Annotated in this window: 19 protein-coding genes; 17 read left to right on the top strand and 2 right to left on the bottom strand. The window is 44.0% G+C overall.

Annotation, left to right across the window (positions count from 1 at the left end; genetic code table 11):
- Nucleotides 1–326: 326 nt before the first annotated feature.
- Nucleotides 327–1,613, bottom strand: a complete 1,287-nt coding sequence (locus BLS49_RS10860; RefSeq protein ID WP_091229662.1) for an MFS transporter — start codon at nucleotides 1,611–1,613, stop codon at nucleotides 327–329.
- 283 nt (nucleotides 1,614–1,896) lie between these two features.
- On the opposite strand from BLS49_RS10860, the gene BLS49_RS10855 reads away from it, so the two are divergent.
- The 6 genes from BLS49_RS10855 to BLS49_RS10830 all read left to right on the top strand — a co-directional run bounded on the left by BLS49_RS10855 (nucleotide 1,897) and on the right by BLS49_RS10830 (nucleotide 6,355).
- On the top strand, nucleotides 1,897–2,322 hold the full coding sequence (locus BLS49_RS10855) for a DUF2487 family protein (RefSeq protein WP_091229658.1): 426 nt from the start codon (nucleotides 1,897–1,899) through the stop codon (nucleotides 2,320–2,322).
- Nucleotides 2,323–2,501: 179 nt separating this feature from the next.
- A complete protein-coding gene (locus tag BLS49_RS10850) occupies nucleotides 2,502–3,044 on the top strand; it encodes a Rieske (2Fe-2S) protein (protein ID WP_091229655.1) in 543 nt (180 codons plus the stop codon).
- Between the two features lie 16 nt (nucleotides 3,045–3,060).
- Nucleotides 3,061–3,732, top strand: coding sequence for a menaquinol-cytochrome c reductase cytochrome b subunit (qcrB, locus tag BLS49_RS10845; protein ID WP_091229651.1), 672 nt, complete (start codon nucleotides 3,061–3,063; stop codon nucleotides 3,730–3,732).
- A gap of 81 nt (nucleotides 3,733–3,813) precedes the next feature.
- Nucleotides 3,814–4,689, top strand: a complete 876-nt coding sequence (locus BLS49_RS10840) for a menaquinol-cytochrome c reductase cytochrome b/c subunit (protein WP_091229648.1) — start codon at nucleotides 3,814–3,816, stop codon at nucleotides 4,687–4,689.
- A 69-nt stretch (nucleotides 4,690–4,758) separates the two neighbouring features.
- Entirely contained in the window at nucleotides 4,759–5,382 is a 624-nt protein-coding gene (locus tag BLS49_RS10835) for a DUF1405 domain-containing protein (protein WP_091229646.1), read from the top strand.
- 58 nt (nucleotides 5,383–5,440) lie between these two features.
- Nucleotides 5,441–6,355 carry a sporulation protein YpjB gene (locus BLS49_RS10830; protein WP_245742337.1) on the top strand — a complete coding sequence of 305 codons (915 nt, stop codon included), beginning with the start codon at nucleotides 5,441–5,443 and terminating at the stop codon, nucleotides 6,353–6,355.
- Nucleotides 6,356–6,474: 119 nt separating this feature from the next.
- Here BLS49_RS10830 and BLS49_RS10825 read toward each other — a convergent pair whose 3' ends face one another.
- On the bottom strand, nucleotides 6,475–7,341 hold the full coding sequence (locus tag BLS49_RS10825; RefSeq protein ID WP_091229643.1) for a YitT family protein: 867 nt from the start codon (nucleotides 7,339–7,341) through the stop codon (nucleotides 6,475–6,477).
- A 154-nt stretch (nucleotides 7,342–7,495) separates the two neighbouring features.
- On the opposite strand from BLS49_RS10825, the gene BLS49_RS10820 reads away from it, so the two are divergent.
- From BLS49_RS10820 to panD, 11 genes are all read left to right on the top strand, one after another.
- Nucleotides 7,496–7,825: a nucleotide pyrophosphohydrolase gene (locus tag BLS49_RS10820; protein WP_091229639.1), complete on the top strand. Its 330-nt coding sequence runs from the start codon at nucleotides 7,496–7,498 to the stop codon at nucleotides 7,823–7,825.
- A gap of 72 nt (nucleotides 7,826–7,897) precedes the next feature.
- Nucleotides 7,898–8,446, top strand: coding sequence for a tetratricopeptide repeat protein (locus BLS49_RS10815; protein WP_091229636.1), 549 nt, complete (start codon nucleotides 7,898–7,900; stop codon nucleotides 8,444–8,446).
- Nucleotides 8,447–8,467: 21 nt separating this feature from the next.
- Nucleotides 8,468–9,271, top strand: coding sequence for a 4-hydroxy-tetrahydrodipicolinate reductase (dapB, locus tag BLS49_RS10810; protein WP_091229634.1), 804 nt, complete (start codon nucleotides 8,468–8,470; stop codon nucleotides 9,269–9,271).
- 15 nt (nucleotides 9,272–9,286) lie between these two features.
- Nucleotides 9,287–9,706, top strand: a complete 420-nt coding sequence (gene mgsA / locus BLS49_RS10805; protein WP_091229630.1) for a methylglyoxal synthase — start codon at nucleotides 9,287–9,289, stop codon at nucleotides 9,704–9,706.
- On the top strand, nucleotides 9,706–10,437 hold the full coding sequence (gene bshB1 / locus BLS49_RS10800) for a bacillithiol biosynthesis deacetylase BshB1 (RefSeq protein ID WP_091229628.1): 732 nt from the start codon (nucleotides 9,706–9,708) through the stop codon (nucleotides 10,435–10,437). Before mgsA ends, bshB1 begins: the two co-directional genes overlap by 1 nt.
- Before the next feature lie 24 nt (nucleotides 10,438–10,461).
- The gene (bshA, locus tag BLS49_RS10795; RefSeq protein WP_091229626.1) at nucleotides 10,462–11,604 is read left to right on the top strand and encodes an N-acetyl-alpha-D-glucosaminyl L-malate synthase BshA; all 1,143 of its coding nucleotides are present in this window, start codon (nucleotides 10,462–10,464) and stop codon (nucleotides 11,602–11,604) included.
- Nucleotides 11,605–11,641: 37 nt separating this feature from the next.
- A complete protein-coding gene (locus BLS49_RS10790; RefSeq protein ID WP_091229623.1) occupies nucleotides 11,642–12,937 on the top strand; it encodes a CCA tRNA nucleotidyltransferase in 1,296 nt (431 codons plus the stop codon).
- Complete coding sequence (locus tag BLS49_RS10785) at nucleotides 12,927–13,898, top strand: biotin--[acetyl-CoA-carboxylase] ligase (RefSeq protein WP_091229620.1); 972 nt, start codon at nucleotides 12,927–12,929, stop codon at nucleotides 13,896–13,898. Before BLS49_RS10790 ends, BLS49_RS10785 begins: the two co-directional genes overlap by 11 nt.
- 315 nt (nucleotides 13,899–14,213) lie before the next feature.
- Nucleotides 14,214–15,083 (top strand): 3-methyl-2-oxobutanoate hydroxymethyltransferase, encoded by an 870-nt coding sequence (gene panB, locus BLS49_RS10780; RefSeq protein WP_091229617.1) that lies wholly within the window; start codon nucleotides 14,214–14,216, stop codon nucleotides 15,081–15,083.
- Nucleotides 15,080–15,985, top strand: a complete 906-nt coding sequence (gene panC, locus BLS49_RS10775) for a pantoate--beta-alanine ligase (protein WP_091229613.1) — start codon at nucleotides 15,080–15,082, stop codon at nucleotides 15,983–15,985. The genes panB and panC overlap by 4 nt, the downstream gene beginning before the upstream one ends.
- Complete coding sequence (panD, locus tag BLS49_RS10770) at nucleotides 15,978–16,361, top strand: aspartate 1-decarboxylase (RefSeq protein ID WP_091229611.1); 384 nt, start codon at nucleotides 15,978–15,980, stop codon at nucleotides 16,359–16,361. Before panC ends, panD begins: the two co-directional genes overlap by 8 nt.
- Nucleotides 16,362–16,443 lie beyond the last annotated feature (82 nt).

Raw genomic sequence — 16,443 nt, 5'->3', positions numbered from 1 at the left:
GATGCAAAAATACAGTTTTTTAAAAGTAGCCATGAAAGGATGAACAAAAGCCTGCAAAAATGCAGGAAAATGGTTCAGAATAGACTAGTTTGAAGAGAATCCTTAGAGAATGCCTGCACATTTGCAGCAATTTAGGGCGTTTAGAGGCTTTACATAAACAAAGCCTGCACATTTGCAGGAATTTCAGGAATTCCGCATCATGACACTATTACACATGAGATACGGTCATAGAATGTGTGGCAGGATCAAGCGGTGCAGGGATCATCTTCCTTGCACCGCTATTTCTAGTTTTGACACTAACCCTACTTTTGGGACAGCCCCTTTCGTTAATCAAATTTACGAATAGATGGAATCATTAGCACGAAAATAATAGAAGCAATTCCTATAGTCGCAAATATCATCATTGTTTGAGTGCCTCCGATCACGTCAGCAAGCCAACCGACAACAACATAACCGAGCGGAAGAAGAGCAAAAGATCCAAGCATGTCAAGGCTGGCAACTCTTCCGAAGGCTTCTTGTGGAACTAGTTCCTGGAGGCTTGTCTCCCAGATTAATCCGAATAACATTAGACCAAACCCTTCGATAGCAAAAAGTACACATAGGCCTATCGCGGATGTTGTAAACGACATGAAGAGAAGAGCTATTCCGCTAAGTAATGCCCCTCCGTAAGCTAATAGTCCACGATTGCGCCAACCGCTTCGCATTCCGAATAATAATCCTGCTAGAATAGCCCCTGCTCCAGAGCAGGTGATAGCAACTCCGTAGACATAAGGACTTAGGTGCAGATGCACTTTGAACAACCATGGAATAAGCACAACGGTAAGTCCGCCGTAGCAAATATTTACAAATGAAAAAGCTACTATCGTAATCCACAGCCAGGGATTCCCTTTTAGTATCTGCAAACCCTCAACAAAATCAGTTCGAAGATTGCTTCTAGTTTGCTGCTCATTTTCAGCGTGAACATTTACTTCTCTTTTATGAAAAGGAACCAGCTTCCGAAGGAAGAACAAGCAGAAAAATGAGGCGATATAACTAAGTGCATCGATTGTAATACCCCATCCTGCAGACAGGAAGGTAACCAACACACCTCCGAGCGAGGGTCCGATGAGTCTAACAGCCTGATTGCTAATTTGGGTCAGCGCATTGGCAGAGTTACGAATTTCCGGGGTAAATACAGTTGCCCGAGTCGCGGAATACGCTGGCTGGAACAATCCATCCATCGTACCGTATATAGCGACAAGGATAAACAGAAACTGGATTGTCAGGCTGTCTGAAAATAACAAAGCTGCTACTGTGCCCATTACGATAAATCGGATCACATCTGTAAAAAGCATGATGTTCGTTCTATTGTAACGGTCAACAATCCAGCCTGATATTGGAAGCATAACAACATTTGGAAGCATATAAGCGGCCATAACAAACCCCATCGTTTTAGTGGAGCCAGTAAGAGTGTAGACAACGACAGGCAAAATAATCATTGTAATACTGCTGCCAAGGAATGAGATCAACTGTCCCAGCCATAAATATGGAAAAGCCCTGGATGTTCTAAACGGTGCAGCATACTGGGATAAAAAATTAGGTTTGTTCGCTGTACGTGATGTTTGTAATTCCATGAGACACCTCGTTTACTACTTAGATTTATTCGGGACTAATGTCCCGGATCTTCGTCCATTAAGCGACCCATTTGAAACGAAACACCGTATTCGAGACCGTTAGTGTCCGTATCCATCGCTTCCCATTTGTTAATGAGGGCTATAAAATCGTGTTTAAAATGCTCAAGCTGGAAATGCAGATTGATTATAGATATATGGGATTAATCCTGTCAAGGGCATCTTTTAAACGTGAGAGGAGGTGTATATAATGAGATAGATAATAGGAAGGAGTTGTTATTTGTATATGAAATTTAGTGAAATTAATAAAGATTCTTGGGGAGAATTATGTCTATATTTGGACACTTGCCTTATTCCTGTAACAGGCTTAAACGGAACAGAGTCCCCGTATGAGGTAGTACGAGCTCTAGAAAGACTAAGAGATATGATGGATTTGGTTGAAATTCCTTTTAAGGGAAGAATAGTAACTTATCCGTCTTTTCAATATGGAAAAGAAGAAATAGCTCAGTACATAAATGAAGTTTGTCACAATGTCAAGCGGGCTGGATTTGCTTATGTTATTGTCATTTCAGCAGATGTAAACCTCAATGCTGTACAACTGGATAATGCGGATCTAATCCTTACGCCAAGCGCTTTCTCGGAATTTCCAGAGGGTGGTAAGCAACAGTTTACACATGAAATAATTCAAGAATTATGGCAGCGAAAAGGGTGAAGGAATTTGTGACAAAATAACGACAATTTTAAAAGGAAAATGTGCAAATCGTGGAAAAGATGTGTCAAATTCTTGACGCTCTTAAACCTCTAATATATTATTAATATGTCTTGAGCATGAATGTGATTAATGTTATTGAAATGGTGAATGAATGGTCTGCAAAGGGGGTTGAAGACTGTATGAGCAATCAACATGACGAGCACGAATCATCACACAAACCGCCCATACGTAAGGAAATGTCCCGTCGGCAATTTCTTACATATACATTGGGAGGCGCTACCGCATTTATGGTAGGCGGTGTGACGCTTCCGATGGTACGTTTTGCTGTTGATCCGATTCTACAAAAGAAAGGCGAAGGCGCTTTCGTAAAAGTAGCGGAGATCAGTAAAATTACCAGCGAGCCGCAAGAATTCTCATTTGAACTGCAGCAGCAGGACGGGTGGTATTCAAGCACAGCGTCGCTTACTGCCTGGATTCGTAAGGACGAGAGCGGAAATATTTATGCGCTTTCACCGATTTGTAAACATTTGGGATGCACAATCGGCTGGAACACGAGCAAGGATTATCCTGATCAATACCTTTGCCCATGTCACGGAGCGCACTACACTAAGGATGGCAAGCAGCTGGCTGTTGCATCCAAGCCACTGGATGAGTACAAGGTAATGCTGAAGGATGATTGGGTTTATTTGGGGGAAGTTGTTCCGAATACGATTGTGAAATAAGGAGGCGTAGATTCAGATGTTTAAAAATGTGTACAACTGGATAGACGAACGTCTTGACATCACGCCGATTTGGAGAGACGTTGCGGATCATGAGGTTCCTGAACATGTTAACCCTGCACACCATTTCTCCGCATTTGTGTATTGCTTTGGCGGATTGACGTTCTTTATTACGGTTATCCAAATCCTGTCAGGGATGTTCCTTACTATGTACTATGTTCCTGATATTATTAACGCTTATGCCAGTGTCGAGTATTTGCAGACACAGGTAGCCTTTGGTCAAATCGTACGCGGTATGCACCATTGGGGTGCGAGCTTGGTTATCGTTATGATGTTCCTACATACCTTACGCGTGTTCTTCACCGGCTCATATAAGGCGCCGCGCGAAATGAACTGGGTAGTGGGCATGCTGATCTTTTTCGTGATGATCGGTCTTGGTCTCACGGGATACTTACTTCCATGGGACAACAAAGCTTACTTTGCAACAAAAGTTACACTGGAAATTGCTAATTCAGTACCCGTGTTAGGTCCTGTTATTAAAGAATTACTGCAAGGCGGTACGATTGTTGGTGCTGAAACACTTACTCGTTTCTTCGCTATTCATGTGTTCTTCCTTCCGGCTGTACTGCTAACCCTTCTGGTTGGACACTTTATTATGATTCGTAGACAGGGGATTTCTGGACCGCTCTAAAGCTCAAAGAAGGGGTTCAAAAATTCAGCTTTTGATCACGATCCTAGATCGCCCTACAATTTATAGAAGGGAGGCATTGATATGGCTCACGGAGACAAAACGAAAGAAAAAGTTGTATTCGTCGGAGATTCGCGTGTACGCAAAGGCAACGGATTTATAACACCTCCTGACTACACAGCGTATCCTGGTAAATCGGAAGCATTTATTCCTAACTTTTTGTTAAAGGAATGGATGGTAGGTGTTGTTGTTCTTGTCGGCTTTTTGGTATTGACGATTTCAGAGCCGGCGCCGCTCGGGTTTCCTGCAAATCCTAGTGCAACAGTCATTCCGATGCCGGACTGGTACTTCTTATTCTTGTACCAATATTTGAAATACCCATATGCTTCCGGTGATTTTGTAGTACTTGGTACACTTGGAATCCCGACTGTTGCTTTTGGTGGTCTGCTGCTTGCACCGTTTTTAGATCGCGGTAAGGAACGTCGTTTCTATCGGAGACCGATTGCTTCTTCATTAATGCTTTTGTCGCTTGCAGCGGTAGTGTATTTGACTAACTTCGCTTGGACTCACTATAAGCACGAGCTTGAAGCGTCAGGTCAAGAACCGGAGCATATCCAACGTGAAGAGAAAGCTCGTGAGAACCGTGAACGGGGTCTTCCAACATCCAATGCAACGAAGCAAAAAGAGGTGGCCATCGTTGATAAAGATGATCCAGCCATGGAATCCTATAAGAAGGCTACATGTATATCATGTCATGGAGCCGATTTAAAGGGAGGCGCTGGGCCATCTCTTCGAGGCATAGGTGACGTACATGATAAAGATGCTATCTTATCTATAATTAAAGAAGGCTATAATGGAAAAATGCCTGAAATGTATACAACTGCCACTAATGCTGGTTTAACTGATCAGGATATCGATCATTTAGCTGAATGGCTTGCGAAACAGAAGACAGAACAGTAAAATTATAATGAATGTAAACACCTGATCGGTTGATTCGATCAGGTGTTTTTAATACAGGGAGGTATAGGGTTGAGATTGTCATATTTGTGGAGCCGAGCTTTTTTGTCAACCCGGTTCGTGCTCTGGCTGCTTTTCATTTGTAATTTTCTTGGGACAGTGTACGGGTACATCTGGTATGATTCACAATTGAAGTATACGTGGCTTAATCACCCACACTGGCAAATTATTTTTGTGCCTGACAGTCCTACAGCAAGTCTGTTCTTTACGCTTTCGTTACTGTTCTTATTGTTCCCTAAACAGTTAGGTAAGCTATATATGCTGCGCACGCTGATTGAGGGACTGGCAGTAGTGACAAGCGTGAAATATGGAGTGTGGGCGGTCAGTATGATATTTGCCGGCGCATTTCAAGGTGGGGGCTTAGTCTGGCAGGATTGGATGCTTGTTGCATCCCATTTGGCTATGGCAGTTGAAGCGCTGCTTTTTGTTCGCTTGTATAAGTTCGGCACGACGATGCTAATTTGTGCAGGAGTATGGACCTTATTAAATGACACGGTTGATTATACTTATGGTGTATATCCCTGGTTGCCGGAGAAATTGTGGGATAATGTGAACGAAGTCATGATTTTTACATTTATTTTAACTCTGGTCAGTATTTTTATTGGATGGCTTGCTCTTAAATTCCGCAAACGTTAAGAAAGCTTGTTCTAATATCGGACAACTCTTCATACCATGAAGGTAAGGAGGGATGTCCGTGAAGAGACTTAGGCAGAAATGGACGTTACTTATTCTTCTTATTCTTCTTGTTCTTCTTGTTATGCCAAAGGTGGGGGCGGTGGAGGCGGGTCCTATAGTAGAGGCTGTGACCACTGAGCAGCATAATGTAGATACGAAGCAAAGTGAACAGCAGCGTTCAGAACGGCTAAGGCAGTTTGAACAAATTTCTGAACAATTGTATCAGGACATGCAGCAGGGCAATACCCAAGATGCGAATAATAAGATGAATGAACTCATAGATGCGCTGGAGGGGCTGTCCTTTAAGGGATTAACTTCGGTTGAGGGGATTCATGCTTTGGCAGAGACGATCATGGATGCCAAGGAGACGGTCGTCAGGGCCCAGCTTGATCCTGAGGATTGGGTTATTAGTTCGGCGCGACTGCGCCTTGCTGTAAACAGTCTTACTCATAAGGAAAAGGCGTTGTGGCTCCAGTATTATAAGGTGATGGCAGATGATCTTCAAGTAATGAATAAAGCAAGAGCAGGAGGAAGCCCAGCCCAGTTTAAAAAGGGGTTCCAATCTCTTCAGAGTCATTATGATGTGATTAGGCCGGCTGCTGCAATACGTAGAGACCCTTCGGATATGAATCAGTTTGATTCCTGGATGTCTTATGTTGCTGGACTTACGCGTACCGAAACTTGGGACGAAAATGCTATAAGAGATGTCATGAGTCATGGAGATCAGTTAATAAAAGATTTATTCGGGCGGAAATCGGATGAACCGGTATTTTTGCCAATTACAGGCTACAGTAGTCCTTGGTATTGGACTCTTCTAATCGGAGCATGGATTGTGGTCGCTTTAATCTATACAGCCTATCGGAAGTATAATGCCAATCAGAACATAACCTCGCTGCACGACAAGAGAGATAGAGCGGATAGCTATCGGTATTAAGCCCGAATGAATAAGTGAGCTTGAATAAGGGGCATCCCATTACATCATTTGCTTTTTGGGAACCCCTTTTGGCTTATAAATAATAAATCCCGATGAATGAACGGCAATCCCCTCTAAATCTATTTATCCTCGCGAAAGCCCTCCCCATGAACATCGTTTACATCACTTATAATAATGAAAGCACGTGGATCAACCTTTTTCGCGATTTCATTGATACGACGAATTTCCTGTCTTGAGACAATGCAATATGCCATGTATTTCGCTTGCTTGGAATAAGCGCCAATCGCCGGAATGAGCGTTACTCCTCTTTCCATATCTTTTGTAATGATATCGGCAATCTCGGGCGCGTGGTCACTTATAATGGTAAAGGCTTTTGCAGAATAAGCACCCTCCTGAATGAAATCGATCACCTTAGACGCAATAAAGACGGCAACCAGTGTATACAATATATTCTCCTTATCCACATAAAGCAGCGATAATCCAATAATCGCAATGTCAATAGTCAAGATAACCTGTCCCATGCTGAAACTGTATTTTCGGCCTAATATGCGAGCGATGATGTCCGAGCCTCCGGTGGTTCCTCCAAAGCGAAAGACGATACCAAGGCCTGAGCCTAGAGTGACTCCGGCATACAGTGTTGCTAGAATGAAGTCTGTTTCGAAGGGGACGATCCAGCCGAGGTGAATCATTTTTTCAAATATCCATAGAAAAAGTGACAGGGAAGCAATTCCTATCCCGGTATAAATGATCTGCCTTCCGCCAAGCACTTTCCAGCCTAAGAGGAACAACGGAATGTTGAGTAGCAGGTTCGTAAGCGACGGAGACAAACCAAAGGCGTATTTCAGCAAAATCGTAACCCCTGTAACGCCGCCTTCCATGAGATGGTTAGGAATAATAAAGAATAAAATACCGAAAGCATAAATTGCCGTACCTAGAAGTATAGGGAGTATTGTTTTTAAATAGCCTGTCATTTTATAAGTGTTCATCAGAATCCCTCACCAGTAAACAGAATGGATAAAGTACTAAATTGAGCATACTTTCCTAGTATACCTTTTTTTTGACTATATAAAAATTGTTTGTTTTCAATTCACCTTTACGATAACATAGGGGTAAAATGACAACAGACGGAGGGATAAGTTTATGGAAAAGTCTCTTGCAGAATTGCAACGAGAAGTAGACCGTTATATATCCCAGTTCAAGGAAGGATATTTCAGCCCGTTGTCTATGCTGGCTCGGATGAGTGAGGAGGTTGGCGAGCTTGCTCGTGAAGTGAATCATACATATGGGGAAAAGCCGAAAAAAGCGGATGAAGCTGAAAATTCGATCGAGCTGGAGCTGGGCGATATCCTTTTTATTACGATATGTTTCGCCAATTCGCTTGGTATTGATTTAACAGAAGCTCATGACAAGGTAATGCATAAGTTTACGACTCGTGATGCTGATCGTTGGACGAAAAAGGACGAAGATTAAGCTCACCTATTTAACTCTGTCTTCATATGCTGAAGTAATAATAGCCTATAAGTTGGCCCGGGGGGACGGCAGATGAAGGCGAAGGAGTATTTGAAAAAAGCATATCGAAGCATATATGAAAATGATTTTGAACAGGCACTTCAATGGTTTGAGCAAGCGCTTATTATAGAGCCGGATAATGGGGATATTCACTATCGTTACTCCATCACTTGTGCCCGCAGCAATCGACTTGAAAAGGCGATAACACATGCCAGATTGGCTTCAGCTCTTGCATCCTCGCAAGAAGAGTATAAAATTCATTATGACAGACTTCAATCCAAAGAGCTTACACTCATGGCGAAAAAGCTGGTGGAGGAGCATTCCGAGAGTGATGATGCTAAGGCTGATCTAAACGCGATTCAATCTGCTGAGAGACTCTTGACACGTGCCGCTCTATTAGATCCTTTATCCATCGAGGCTCAAGTATGGTTAGCCCTAGCTTACATCGAGCTTGGGAGATATCACGATGCGCTAAGCTCAGTTAGAGAAGCGTCTACGCTGCCACAAGATGACAGCATAGCAAAGCAGTTGCTTGAATTGAAACAGCGAATTACTAAATACTTGGATCAATCACCATCCTAGAGAATGTGAGGGGGAATAGTTATGGCAGAACAAATTAGAGTAGCTGTTGCAGGCGCTGCCGGTAGAATGGGTAAGGAAGTAGTAAAAATGGTGTTGGAGGATGAAGGGCTTAAGTTGGTCGCTGCAATCAATATGACTCATGTTGGTTCGGATGCAGGTACACTCGTTGGCTTGCCTGCCTGCGGCGTATCCATTACTGATGATCTTGAGCTGGCGTTGATTGAAGGCAAACCTCAAGTGCTTGTGGATTTTACAACACCACAATTTGCTTATGTAAATACGGAACTTGCTATTAAGCACGGTGTTTCTCCGGTCGTAGGAACGACTGGGTTTACACCGGAGCAAATCGAGGATCTGGACAAGCAGTGCATGGAGAAGAAGATCGGTGGTCTGATTGCACCTAACTTCTCGATCGGTGCTATTCTGATGATGAAATTTGCCGCTCAGGCAGCTAAATATTTCCCTCATTTAGAGATCATCGAGTACCACGGTGATCAGAAGCTTGATGCTCCTTCAGGTACAGCGGTCAAAACGGCTGAGCTTATCGCGAAGAATAGAGAAGAACTTCGTCAGGGTAATCCGGATGAGGAGGAGACAATTGAAGGCTCGCGTGGCGGATATTACAATGGATTCAGAATTCACAGCGTGCGTCTTCCAGGTGTTTTTGCTCAGCAGGAAGTTATTTTTGGCGGATTTGGCCAAACTCTGAAAATTCGCCATGATTCCTATGAAAGAGCTGGATATATGCCGGGTGTTAACTTGGCTATTAAGAAAGTGCTGGAATACGAAGGAATGGTTTACGGATTCGATCATTTTGTGGACTGATAGGGGAGAGAGAATATGTTGAACATTGCTTTTATTGCTCATGACCGTAAAAAAGAAGATATCGTTAATTTTGTAATCGCATATGAACATGTGTTTAAAGATAAAAAATTGTACTCTACCGGAACAACTGGAGCACGTATTATGGAAGCAACCAGCCTGCAAATTCACCGTTTCTTGTCGGGTCCATTAGGAGGGGATCAGCAGATCGGTGCGCTTATTGCTCAAAATGAGATGGATCTTGTCATCTTCCTGCGTGATCCACTGCTAGCTCAGCCTCATGAGCCGGACATTACAGCACTTCTTCGCCTGTGCGATGTACACGGCATACCAGTGGCTACGAATATGGCTTCAGCAGAAATTCTTGTACGAGCTCTGGATCGTGGCGACTTTGGATGGCGTGAGCTGGTTGAAATGAATAAACCGGGGCTCGCGTAATGAGTGATAAGCTGGATATATTAATTTTTGGCGCACATGGGGACGATGCGGAGATCGGAATGGCAGGAACCATAGCCAAGCAAGTGGCAGCTGGTTATTCTGTAGGTCTTTGTGATTTGACAGAAGCTGAGCTTTCCTCCAACGGCAATGTTGTTCTCCGTAAAGAGGAAGCTGCTGAAGCTGCCAAAGTATTAGGTGTAAAGGTACGACATAATCTGGGCTTGCCAGATCGTGGCTTATATGTTAATCCGGAGCAAATTGCTGCGGTAACTGAAGTGATTCGCAAATATCAACCGTCTATTATTTTTGCTCCTTATTGGGAGGATCGTCACCCGGATCATATTGCATGCAGCAGGCTGGTAGAAGAAGCGGCCTTTAATGCCAAGCTACGTCGTTATATGCCGGACAAGCCTGCTGTACAAGCTCCTGATCTGTATTTTTACTTTATTAATGACTGGAGAACGCCCGATCTTCTTGTAGATGTTACTGATTATTATATGACGAAGGAAGCGGCGCTCGAGTGCTATCGTTCCCAGTTTGGACAATCTTCCATGAATGAGAATGAGGACGTAGCCCCAACTCCGTTAAATCAGGGATATGTTGAACGAGTCAAAGCCAGAGATGCTCTGCTAGGACAACGGAAGCTCATTCCGTATGCTGAGGGATTTGCAGTCAAAACACCTTATGTCGTAAATATATTCGGGTCTCGGAATAGCGTTGTAATGGACTAAAACAATAAAGGAGGCCCCCGTAATATGGAACCGTTTTTGAAAATAGGGATTACTTGTTATCCGTCGCTCGGGGGTTCAGGAGTAGTAGCAACTGAACTAGGCAAGCTGCTTGCTGAGAAAGGCCATGAAGTTCACTTCATTTCTCATAGTGTTCCATTTCGATTAGGCAGTTTTCATAAAAATATAATTTATCATGAGGTCGAGGTTAGTGATTATTATGTATTTCGCTATCCTCCCTATGATTTGTCATTAGCGACCAAAATGGCTCAAGTAGCCAAGGCGCAAAATCTCGATATACTTCATGTTCATTATGCAGTGCCGCATGCTGTATGCGCTTTTCTGGCTAAACAAATGGTGGGCGACAATCTGAAGGTTGTAACGACATTGCATGGAACTGACATCACGGTGCTGGCTCAGGATGAATCGCTTAAAGATTTGATCAGGCTGGCTATCAATGAGAGCGATGCGGTTACTTCAGTATCCCGTGATCTTATGAGGGAGACAATTGAAGTATTGGATATCACAAGAGATATAGATCTGACTTACAATTTTGTAGATCAGCGGATATATTATCCTCGTAATGCGCAGAAATGTAGAGAGGACTTCGCCAAGCCTGATGAAAAAGTGTTGATGCACATATCTAACTTTAGACCGGTCAAACGTGTTGGAGATGTCGTAGATATTTTTAGCCAGGTGAATGAGAAAATACCTTCAAGACTATTATTTGTAGGAGAAGGTCCTGATCTGCCGAAAATTCAATGGAAAATCAAAGAGATGGGCCTTGAAGACAAGGTTCATTTTCTTGGTAAACAAGATGATATCGCTCATGTTATTTCAATGGCTGACATTCTTCTGCTTCCTTCAGAGAAAGAAAGCTTTGGCCTTGTAGCCTTGGAAGCCATGGCTTGCGGAATTCCAACGGTAGGCTCGATTGCAGGAGGGATTCCAGAGCTTGTATCCCATGGTGAGACCGGTTTTTTGGCTCCGATTGGAGATACGCGTCAAATGGCGGATTATTGCGTTTCGATGCTGAATAATCCGAAGCTCATGAAGGTGATGAAAGAAGCTTGTTTAGCCAGAGCAAGAAACGATTTTAGCAGTGAGCGAATTATGTCGCAATACGAATCGATATACTACCGGGTATTAAATAGAGAAGTAACGGTATAGTGTGATTTCACTTTATTCCCCCTGGAGGCTGCAAGGTATGAATTTATGGAAACAGATAAACCCCCTGATGCAGCGTCAGGGGGAAGAAGTGCTTCATCTTCTTTTGGAGCACGGACATCAAGCTTTTTTTGTTGGAGGTTGTGTTCGCGATGAGCTGATGGGACGCCCTGTTCACGATATGGATATTGCGACTTCAGCGAAACCGGAGGAAGTAATATCAATATTTCCTCGGACTGTACCGACAGGGCTCCAACATGGAACGGTGACCGTACTGATGGATACGTACAGCTATGAAGTAACGACATTTCGCAAAGAATCAGAGTATGAGGATCATCGCCGTCCTTCGAATGTACAATTCGTAGAGGGTATTGTCCAGGATTTGCAGCGACGGGATTTTACAATGAATGCGATCGCCTGCAATATTAAAGGGGAACTAACAGACCCTTATGGGGGACATCAGGATATTGCCAATGGTATCATCCGTTGTGTCGGTAAAGCAGAGGATCGCTTCGATGAGGATGCACTTCGAATGATGAGGGCGGTGCGTTTTGCTTCAGTATTCGCTTTTCGACCTGTAAAGAGTTTATGGTCTGCACTTATTAAAGACAGAGACAAGTTGTCGTACATAGCAATGGAACGAATAAGGGCAGAGCTCGAACGAATGATTATGGGACCGCATCCACTTAGAGGACTGGAGATACTTCGACGCAGCAGGTTGCTGGATTTTGCAAAAGCTCCAATTCCAAATCAAGAAGATATTAAGCAAGTTTATTTATTAGGGTTGGAGAAAGTGTCTTCAGAGTCTCCTGAACTGAGATGGTCTTTACTTCTGCAAGGACTTGGTATGCATGGAGAAGAAACGTTAACTATGATGCGTGACTGGACGTTCTCTAATGTTATTATGCAGACTACATCCGACCTTATTCACTTTGATGAGGCATGGAGACAAATGGTATTAACTACATCGCAGTCCCAAGAAATAGATGGATTACGTAGAGGCTGGATCACTCTGGAGTTGCGTTATGGAAAAGCTGCAGCTGCCAACTGGTTAATTCGTCAGGATGTACTGAACCCGCTAATGAACGAAGAAGAGTTAATTAGGTTACAGCCCTTGGAATGGAAATGGCATCATGATATGATCCTCTATCACATTTCGGATTTAGCTGCTAGCGGTGGAGATGTTATCTCATTTTTGGGACGTAAGGGTGGACCTTGGCTCGGACATTTAATGAAAAATCTTTTGATGTGTGTAGCATACGGTGATCTGCCAAACGAAAAAGAAGCCATATTGGATCATGCGAAAGTTGTGGTGAATAGTCAAAATGAATCATAATCAACTATTGGAATTGCTGCAGCGGCATGCTGGTGAATTTTTATCTGGCGAAGAGCTAAGCCGCCGTCTGTCAATAAGCCGAACTGCAGTATGGAAACAAATCAACAAACTTCGCGAGGATGGTTATGAATTTGAGGCGGTATCGCGAAAGGGCTATCGGCTGCTTCGGGTTCCGGACAAGCTGGCAGTATCGGAGATCCAGGAGAAACTTACTACTGTTAAATTCGGTCGTGAAATCAAGCTGCTGGACACAACTGAAACTACGCAGGTTGAGGCGCGAATGCTGGCAGAATCCGGGGCTCAATCTGGCACTCTAGTCATTGCAGAGGAACAAACAGGGGCAAGAGGCAGACAGGGGCGACGGTGGTTTTCCCCTGCGAGAAAAGGGGTATGGATGAGCATGGTGCTTCGTCCGAGCTGCCCGTTATCATTTGCTCCACAGCTCACCCTCCTAACTGCTGTGGCTGTATGCCGCGCGATCCGTAAGGTGAGTGGTGTTGAAGCGGGCATCAAATGGCCTAATGATCTGCTGGTGGCTGGACGAAAAATATGCGGCATCCTGATTGAATCTGTCGGAGAGGACGAGCTTATCAAATACTGTATCGTAGGAATCGGTATTGATGCTAATCTCGATGAATCCGATGTGCCGGATGAGCTTAAGGAAATCGCTACATCCCTAAAAATCGAAAGCGGCCTGGAAATTGATCGCGCAGTTCTGATTGGCGCAGTTATGAATGAATTGGAGCAGCTCTATGAGATGTACGTGGCGGAAGGCTTTGCACCGATTGGTCACTTATGGGAGGCATTGTCTGTCACGCTTGGGAGAAGAATAAAAGTCAGAACACCGCAAGGGGAGAAAAGCGGCCTTGCTACAGCGCTTGATCCTACAGGTGCACTGACTCTAATGGATGATCGTGGAGAAATGTACACGATTTTTTCGGGAGAAGTACAACTTAATTGATGAAATATGTAATCTAATTTGTTATACTGTCCACATGAGGCGGTATCTGATACTTTGAGCTGCACTCTATGTGGATGATGTTATTTATACGCGTTATTTGTGTGATGTCCCCCGGTCAGTTATAGTAATTGACCGGTGACGTTGGATTCTGCTCTGAGCCGAAGAGGACCGAGACAGAAGGGACGAGAAAGTGACTCTTCTTTGGATTTCGGACCTTTTTAGTGCGTGTATGCGTGTAACTAGAAGGTTTTTTTGTCGTGCACATAATCAGGTATTTGAGCCTCCAGCACAAGAAATCAAAGGAGATGGAGAAGTATGGCGGGCAAACAAGCCTTAAACATTGTAAAGATGAAAAAGATGAAAAAGGACAAAATTCCGCTTACGGTGCTGACAGCCTATGATTATCCTTCAGCAAGACTCGCTGAAGAGGCTGGTGTGGATATGCTGTTGATTGGGGATTCATTAGGCAACGTAGTGCTCGGGTATGATTCAACCATTCCGGTCACTATTGATGATATCGTGTATCATACCCGGGCGGTTGCAAGGGGGGCACAGTCTACTTTTATAGTGGCTGACCTGCCGTTTATGACCTATCACGGCAGTATAGATGAAACGCTGCGTAATGTTCGCAGACTCATGCAGGAAGGACATGCTCATGCTGTGAAGCTGGAAGGCGGCAAGGAGATTGCTGCCACTGTTCAGACCATCGTGCAGTCAGGTGTTCCTGTAGTTGGTCATATTGGTCTGACTCCACAATCAGTAAATCAGATTGGAGGATACCGTGTCCAGGGCAAGGATGAACTCGATGCTAAGAGACTTATTGAAGATGCCAAGGCTTTAGAACAAGCAGGTGCTTTCGCGATTGTATTGGAGCTTGTAACTGAGCAGGTAGCTTCTATTATCACATCTGAGCTGTCTATTCCAACCATCGGTATCGGGGCGGGGCGGGATTGTGATGGTCAAGTCATTGTTTTTCACGACCTGCTTAAGTATTCCCCGGATTATCGTGACAAGCGTTTTGTTAAAACCTACGCTGATATTGGTGCGCAAATTCGCAGCAGTATCTCAGAGTATGTATCTGATGTGAAAAAACGTCAATTCCCCGGACCTGAGCATGTATTTACCGCTGAAGATGGTGTAGTGGACAACTTGTATGGCAAAGGAAAGGTGGAGCAGCCAGTATGAAGGTGTTCAGAGAGATTAACGAGCTAAGAACATATTTGAAATCAGAGCGGCTAGCTTCAGCCCGGCAAGGAAAATTCATTCAAACCGGTTTGGTTCCTACAATGGGTTATCTCCATGAAGGGCATGCGAGTCTGCTGAGAAAGGCCAGAGGAGAGAATGATCTGGTAGTTCTGAGTATATTTGTTAATCCGATTCAGTTTGGACCAAATGAAGATTTAGATAAATATCCGCGCGATGAAAAGAATGATCTTCAGCTCGCAGAACGCGAGGGTGCTGATGCTGTATTTTTGCCCAGTGTAGAAGAAATGTATCCAGTTCCTACAAAAACTAAAGTTTTAGTACAGCAATTGACAAGTCGTTTGTGTGGAGCTTCTCGCCCGGGTCACTTTGATGGGGTGACAACTGTCGTGAGCAAGCTGATGCACATTGTACAACCGGATAATGCCTATTTTGGACAAAAGGATGCTCAGCAGGCAGCGGTCATTTCACAGATGGTGGCTGATCTGAATTTCGATGTTCGAATCGTACCTTGCCCTATTGTTCGGGAAAAAGACGGCCTGGCACTAAGCTCCAGAAACGTCTATTTGAGCCCGGAAGACCGAAACGCTGCGTTGGTGCTATCCAGAAGTCTTTTGACTCTGCAGTCCAAGGTTGAAGCGGGAGAAGCTGTTACCGTTGGTCAAGCGAGTGAGGATATCATCCATACAATTTCGGTTGAACCTCGAGCACTCATCGATTATGTAGAAATAGTAACGTTCCCCGGGTTGTCGGCAATGGAGCCTGGACAAGTACTGGCTGAAGCCGAAGAAGAGGTTCTAATTGCCGTCGCTGTAAAATTTGGGAATACGCGATTGATCGACAATATTATTGTGACTAAGAAAGGTGAGGCTATTCATGTATAGAACGATGATGAAATCCAAAATCCATCGTGCAACGGTAACAGAAGCGGATTTGAATTATGTAGGAAGTATTACGATCGATGAGGAATTGATGGAAGCAGCAGATCTGCTGGAAAATGAGAAAGTGCAAATCGTAAACAACAACAATGGAGCACGTCTGGAAACATATGTAATTACCGGGCCGCGCGGCAGTGGTGTCATTTGCCTGAATGGTGCGGCAGCAAGATTGGTACAGCCAGGCGACAACGTCATCATTATTTCTTATGCCTCTATGTCAGCTGAAGAGCTTAGAAGCCATAGACCAACCGTTGTATTTGTGGATGAGGATAATCGTGTAATGGAGAAGGCAACACAAGAGCTTCACGCGACGGTTCGCTAAGCAGCTTCGGCAATTAATCCCTTCGGGAATGAAAAGTGCCTTAGGAACAAAAAATGATCTCAAGGCTCGCGCTAAAGTTCAT

Origin of the sequence: Fontibacillus panacisegetis (assembly GCF_900102215.1) — a bacterium.
Taxonomy (GTDB): Bacteria; Bacillota; Bacilli; order Paenibacillales; family Paenibacillaceae; genus Fontibacillus; species Fontibacillus panacisegetis.
This window is presented reverse-complemented; position numbering and strand designations above follow the sequence as displayed.